This window comes from Microbacterium sp. BF1, assembly GCF_019279095.1.
In the GTDB taxonomy this organism is placed as follows: Bacteria; Actinomycetota; Actinomycetes; order Actinomycetales; family Microbacteriaceae; genus Microbacterium; species Microbacterium maritypicum.
The window spans coordinates 1-749 of the sequence record NZ_JAGYWT010000768.1 but is presented as its reverse complement, the minus strand read 5'-3'; the positions used below and the strand labels follow the sequence as shown (position 1 = coordinate 749).

General features: G+C 70.6%; 2 pseudogenes. Both read left to right on the top strand.

Features of this window, described 5'->3' with window-relative positions:
• Nucleotides 1-423: pseudogene (locus KZA10_RS16665) on the top strand (serine/threonine protein kinase); the annotation flags it as partial.
• Nucleotides 420-749, top strand: a pseudogene (locus KZA10_RS16660) (hypothetical protein); the annotation flags it as partial. The pseudogenes KZA10_RS16665 and KZA10_RS16660, both read left to right, overlap by 4 nt.

The following is a 749-nucleotide window of genomic DNA, read 5'->3' as shown; positions in this document are numbered from 1 at the left end:
GCCGCCGAGCCTGCTCGCAGCCGCAAGGACCTGTGGATCGCGCTCGCCGCAGCGGGCGTGGTGCTCGTGATCGGCGGGATCGTCGGCCTGAACCTCCTGGTCGCGGGAATCGCTCCCGAACCGCAAGAGACGGCGGAGGCCGTCGATCCGAAGGATGTCGGAACGGATGTCGTGCCGAAGGTGACCGAGCTCGCCGGCACGCGGCAGGGCGAACAAGTCGTGTTCACCTGGACGAACCCGAGCCCGCTCGACGGCGACTCGTACATCTGGACGCCGGTGGTCGTCTCCGGCGAGGTCGCTCCGCAGCAGACACCGGACCCGACCGCGGCGGTCACCGCCGCTGTCGGCACCGTCTGCATCGACGTGATGCTGCGACGCGACGACGGTCGCGCGTCCGAGACCGTGCGGGGGTGCGTCGAGTGAGTGGCGAAGGCGGAGTGACCGTCGAGTTCGCGGGGGAGTACTTCCCCGTCCGTCCGGGCGGACGGTTCATCGTCGGGCGCGAGGGCGACCTCGAGCTGGATGACAACCTGTTCCTGCACCGCCACTTCCTGGAGATCACCGACGCCGACGGGCTGTGGTGGCTGTCGAACGTCGGCACGCGCCTCACGGCGACCGTGACCGACTCGGCGGGCGGCGTGCAGGCCTGGCTCGCGCCCGGCGCCCGTCTTCCGCTGGTCTTCGAGGCGACCACGGTCGTGTTCAGCGCGGGTCCGACGACGTATGAGCTCACGCTGCACGCGGCCGAG